The sequence below is a fragment of the Stenotrophomonas sp. YIM B06876 genome (assembly GCF_030711595.1).
Taxonomy (GTDB): Bacteria; Pseudomonadota; Gammaproteobacteria; order Xanthomonadales; family Xanthomonadaceae; genus Stenotrophomonas.
This window is the reverse complement of sequence record NZ_JAUJUJ010000312.1, coordinates 1-985: the sequence shown is the minus strand read 5'-3', so window position 1 is coordinate 985 and position 985 is coordinate 1. Positions and strand designations below refer to the sequence as shown.

Genomic DNA, 985 nt, shown 5'->3' with positions numbered 1-985 from the left:
CTGCGCCATCTGTTCCTGGCCGAGCGCGCGGCAAGCAAGATTCCCGATGTGCCGTCCGACACGCCCAAGCGCGACATCAAGGCCGTGGCCGTGATCGGCGCCGGCACCATGGGCGGCGGCATCGCCATGAACTTCCTCAACGCCGGCATCCCCGTGAAGATGCTGGAGATGAAGCAGGAGGCGCTCGACCGCGGCCAGGCCACCATCCGCAAGAACTACGAAGCCCAGGTCAAGAAGGGCAAGCTCAAGCAGGACAAGTACGAGCAGCGCATGGCTCTGCTCAGCACCACGCTGGACTACGCCGCAGTGGCCGACGCCGACCTCGTGATCGAGGCCGTGTTCGAGGAGCTGGGCGTGAAGGAGGCGGTGTTCAAGCAGCTCGACGCGGTCATGAAGCCCGGTGCCATCCTGGCCTCCAACACCTCGACGCTCGACGTCAACAAGATCGCCCATTTCACCCAGCGCCCGCAGGACGTGGTCGGCCTGCACTTCTTCAGCCCGGCCAACGTGATGAAGCTGCTCGAAGTGGTGCGCGGCGACAAGACCGCCAAGGACGTAATGGCCACCGTGATGACCGTGGCCAAGAAGATCAAGAAGACCGCCGTGGTCTCGGGCGTGTGCGACGGCTTCATCGGCAACCGCATGATCGAGCAATACGGCCGCCANCGAAGTGGTGCGCGGCGACAAGACCGCCAAGGACGTAATGGCCACCGTGATGACCGTGGCCAAGAAGATCAAGAAGACCGCCGTGGTCTCGGGCGTGTGCGACGGCTTCATCGGCAACCGCATGATCGAGCAATACGGCCGCCAGGGCGGCTTTTTGCTTGATGAAGGCTGCACGCCCGAGCAGGTGGACAAGGCGATGGAGAAGTTCGGCATGGCCATGGGGCCGTTTCGCATGGGCGACCTGGCCGGCAACGACATCGGCTGGGCCATCCGCAAGCGCCGCTACAGCGAAAAGCCCGACATGAAGTACAGCAAGACC

The 985-nt window shown here is 63.8% G+C and carries 2 protein-coding genes; both read left to right on the top strand.

What is annotated here, in order from left to right; translation table 11 throughout:
- Positions 1-828, top strand: an 828-nt coding sequence (locus QZH66_RS16965) for a 3-hydroxyacyl-CoA dehydrogenase family protein (RefSeq protein ID WP_305807025.1), incomplete at its 5' end; no start/stop codon positions are given.
- On the top strand, positions 788-985 hold a 198-nt coding region (locus QZH66_RS16960; protein ID WP_305807024.1), incomplete at its 3' end, for a 3-hydroxyacyl-CoA dehydrogenase family protein. The genes QZH66_RS16965 and QZH66_RS16960, both read left to right, overlap by 41 nt.